Annotated in this window: 3 protein-coding genes and 1 pseudogene; 3 read left to right on the plus strand and 1 reads right to left on the minus strand. The window is 69.9% G+C overall.

From position 1 onward, the window contains the following. Window positions 1-346: 346 nt before the first annotated feature. A complete protein-coding gene (locus A7A76_RS15645) occupies window positions 347-772 on the plus strand; it encodes a YciI family protein (protein WP_206412053.1) in 426 nt (141 codons plus the stop codon). 31 nt (window positions 773-803) lie between these two features. Here the strand turns inward: A7A76_RS15645 and A7A76_RS26725 are convergent. Further along, a pseudogene (locus tag A7A76_RS26725) lies at window positions 804-971 on the minus strand (DUF6053 domain-containing protein); the annotation flags it as partial. A 75-nt stretch (window positions 972-1,046) separates the two neighbouring features. On the opposite strand from A7A76_RS26725, the gene A7A76_RS15650 reads away from it, so the two are divergent. Both A7A76_RS15650 and A7A76_RS15655 read left to right on the plus strand, forming a co-directional pair. Further along, a complete protein-coding gene (locus tag A7A76_RS15650) occupies window positions 1,047-1,499 on the plus strand; it encodes a VOC family protein (RefSeq protein ID WP_206412054.1) in 453 nt (150 codons plus the stop codon). Between the two features lie 432 nt (window positions 1,500-1,931). Further along, complete coding sequence (locus A7A76_RS15655; protein ID WP_206412055.1) at window positions 1,932-3,191, plus strand: RNA polymerase sigma factor; 1,260 nt, start codon at window positions 1,932-1,934, stop codon at window positions 3,189-3,191. Window positions 3,192-3,398 lie beyond the last annotated feature (207 nt).

The following is a 3,398-nucleotide window of genomic DNA, read 5'->3' on the forward strand; positions in this document are numbered from 1 at the left end:
TCGCGGCGTCTTTTCCAGCCGTCATCCCCGCGAAGGCGGGGATCCAGAGACTTCAGAGTGCTGTGGCGGTGAAGCCCTGGATCCCCGCCTCGGGGATGACGCATTGGGGAGGGCGTTGAGCTGTCGGTGCAGTGCTGTTGTCGGGGGGGCGTTTTCCGGAGGAGGGGCGGGCTTCGGGAGGGCTGCGCTTGCGTACGTGGCTTCGGTTGGTCGCGGCTTGCGCCGCTCCTACAGCAAGGCTTCCGGCCGCCTCGCCCCGGGCCCCAAAGCGTGTCGATTCCACCCAACCCGATTCGTCGTCCTGTCAGAAGCCGGCCTCCCGCCGGCCCGGACGAGGACCACGACCATGAAATTCATGCTGATCGTCAAAGCCACCGCCGACAGCGAAGCCGGCATCCTGCCGAGCACCGAATTGCTGACCGCGATGGGCGCCTACAACGAGGAACTGGTGCGCGCCGGCGTGCTGCTCGGCGGCGAAGGCCTGCACCCGAGCTCGCGCGGCGCGCGCGTGCACTTCGACGGCCGCGCGCGGCGGGTCGCCGACGGGCCGTTCGCGGCGCCGGGCGAGCTCGTCGCCGGGTTCTGGCTGATCCAGGCGCGCTCGCTGGAGGAGGCGGTGGAGTGGGTCAAGCGGGTGCCGAACCCGGACGGCGCGCAGTCGCAGATCGAAATCCGCCAGGTGTTCGATGCCGCCGATTTCGGTGAGGCGCTGACCCCCGAGCTGCAGGCCGCCGAGGAGCGCCTGCGCGAGCAAGTGGCCGGCCGCCACTGAGCCAAGGGGCTTGGCTGTAGGGGGGGCCTTCAGGCCCGAAGCTTTTGTTTCCGATCGCCGCGATCCGAGCCGAAGGCGTCGGGCCTGAAGGCCCTCCCACAAGAGCGCCCGGCTTGAAGCCCCTCCTACAAACGCGTCGGGCTTGAAGAGCCTCTTCAAAAAAACATCGGCGCGTTTTGTCGATTCGCCGCCGCCGCATTCGTCGTCTTATCGAAGGCGCACCGATTCCCGCGTGCCGCGCTTCCCCCCTTCATCCGAACCAGGAGTCTTCGCCATGCAACTCAATACCTACCTGTCCTTCAACGGCGACTGCAAGCAGGCCTTCGAGACCTACCAGAAGATCCTCGGCGGCAATATCCACGCGCTGATGCCCTTCGCCGACAACCCGGGCTGCGAGCACCTCAGCGACGCCGACCGCGGCAAGATCATGCACGGCTGCTACGAACTCGACGGCTTCATGCTGATGGGCACCGACGCCACGCAGGCCTGTCCCTACGAGGGCGTCAAGGGCGCGCACGTGACCTTGAGCCTCAACGACCCGGAGGAAGCCGCGCGCATCTTCAAGGCGCTGGCCGAGGGCGGCAAGATCGAGATGCCGCTGCAGGAAACCTTCTGGGCGTTGGCCTACGGCATCCTCACCGACCGCTTCGGCGTGCCGTGGATGGTCAACTGCGTGCAGGCGATGGGCTGCGTGGAAGGCGAGGAGCACGGCCAGGCCGCGGCCTGAACCGGCGGGCGGCGGCATTGGCGGACGACGGCGCGAGCCGTCGCACGGTGTAGCGGTCGAGGCGCGCCGCTGCTATCGCGCTCGCCCATCGCTCCGCTGTCGCGGCCGCCGCCATCGCACGTGCCATCGCTGCCGTCGTCATTTTCGCCGTGGGCGCTGCGGCACCGTGGTTCCCTGACGTCATCCCTCCCCCGTCATTCCGGCGAAAGCCGGAACCCATCTTGCTCTTGATTTCCGAGGTGCTCGAGCGAGCGCAAAATGGATTCCGGCTTTCGCCGGAATGACGGGTGGGGAGGAGACGCCGACGGTAGCGTCGGGCGCAGCGCCCGCGAGCGCGTCGCGACGCCCAAACGAGAAAAAACACCGGCCGCGCGCCCGCGCGGCCGCGCCGGCCCTTGCGACCCGGCCCGCGAGGTGGTGTCATCCGTCGCCATGACGGCCACCGACACCCACCGCGCCATCGACGCCGTCTGGCGCATCGAATCGGCCAAGCTCATCGCCGGTCTCACCCGCATGGTCCGCGACGTCGGCCTGGCCGAGGAACTGGCCCAGGACGCCCTGGTCGTGGCGCTGGAAAAGTGGCCCGAAACCGGCGTGCCCGACAACCCGGGCGCGTGGCTGATGCAGACCGCCAAGAACCGCGCGATCGACCGGCTGCGGCGGCGCAAGCTGCTCGACCGCAAGCACGAGGAGATCGGCTACGAGCTCGAATCCGAGCAGGACAGCGCCGAAGACCGGTTCTTCGACAAGCTCGACGACGACATCGGCGACGACCTGCTGCGGCTGGTGTTCATCTCCTGCCATCCGGTGCTGTCGACCGAGGCGCGCGTCGCCCTGACCCTGCGCCTGCTCGGCGGCCTGACCACCGACGAGATCGCCCGCGCCTTCCTCGCCGCGGAGCCGACCATCGCCCAGCGCATCGTCCGCGCCAAGCGCACCCTGGCCGATGCGCAGGTGCCGTTCGAGGTGCCGCGCGGCGAGGAACTCGCGCAGCGCGTGGCTTCGGTGCTGGAAGTGATCTACCTGGTGTTCAACGAAGGCTATTCGGCCACCGCCGGCGACGATTGGATGCGGCCGAACCTGTGCGAGGACGCGCTGCGCCTGGGCCGGATCCTGGTCGGGCTGATGCCGAAGGAGCCGGAAGCGTTCGGCCTGGTCGCGCTGATGGAAATCCAGGCCTCGCGGTCGAAGGCGCGCACCGGCCCGGACGGCCAGCCGATCCTGCTGCTCGACCAGGACCGCTCGCGCTGGGACCGCCTGCAGATCCAGCGCGGCCTGGCCGCGCTGGAGCGCGCGGTGCAACTGGGCGGCTCGGACGGCCCCTACGTGCTGCAGGCCGCCATCGCCGCCTGCCACGCGCGCGCGGCGACCGCGCAGGACACGCCGTGGGCGCGCATCGCCGCGCTGTACCAGCGCCTGGCCCAGCGCACGCCGTCGCCGGTGGTCGAACTCAACCGCGCGGTCGCGGTGTCGATGGCGTTCGGCCCGGAAGCGGCGCTGCCGCTGGTCGACGCGCTGATGCAGGAGCCGTCGATGAAGCAATACCACCTGCTGCCGAGCGTGCGCGGCGACCTGCTGTTCAAACTCGACCGGCGCGCCGAAGCGCGCGCCGAATTCGAACGCGCCGCCGCGCTGACCCGCAACGCGCGCGAACGCGAGTTCCTGCTCGGCCGCGCGGCGCAGTGCGACTGACGCGATGTACCGGTTGCCCCTGTAGGAGCGGCGCAAGCCGCGACCGCGACACCGCAAATACGACGCGACCGGCTGCGCCGCGGTCGCGGCTCGCGCCGCTCCTACAGCGAGCGTCCGTGGCTTACGCGGCCGCGCGACTGACGCGATGCGCCGGTTGCCCCTGTAGGAGCGGCGCAAGCCGCGACCGCGACACCGCAGATGCGACGC

Origin of the sequence: Lysobacter enzymogenes (assembly GCF_017168095.1) — a bacterium.
Lineage (GTDB): Bacteria > Pseudomonadota > Gammaproteobacteria > Xanthomonadales > Xanthomonadaceae > Lysobacter > Lysobacter enzymogenes_D.

What these genes read in the sequence shown, in the direction of transcription:
- A7A76_RS15645 (WP_206412053.1), top strand. Translation starts at nt 347, where the DNA reads ATGAAATTCATGCTGATCGTCAAAGCCACCGCCGACAGCGAAGCCGGC.
- A7A76_RS15655 (WP_206412055.1), top strand. Translation starts at nt 1,932, where the DNA reads ATGACGGCCACCGACACCCACCGCGCCATCGACGCCGTCTGGCGCATC.
- A7A76_RS15650 (WP_206412054.1), top strand. Translation starts at nt 1,047, where the DNA reads ATGCAACTCAATACCTACCTGTCCTTCAACGGCGACTGCAAGCAGGCC.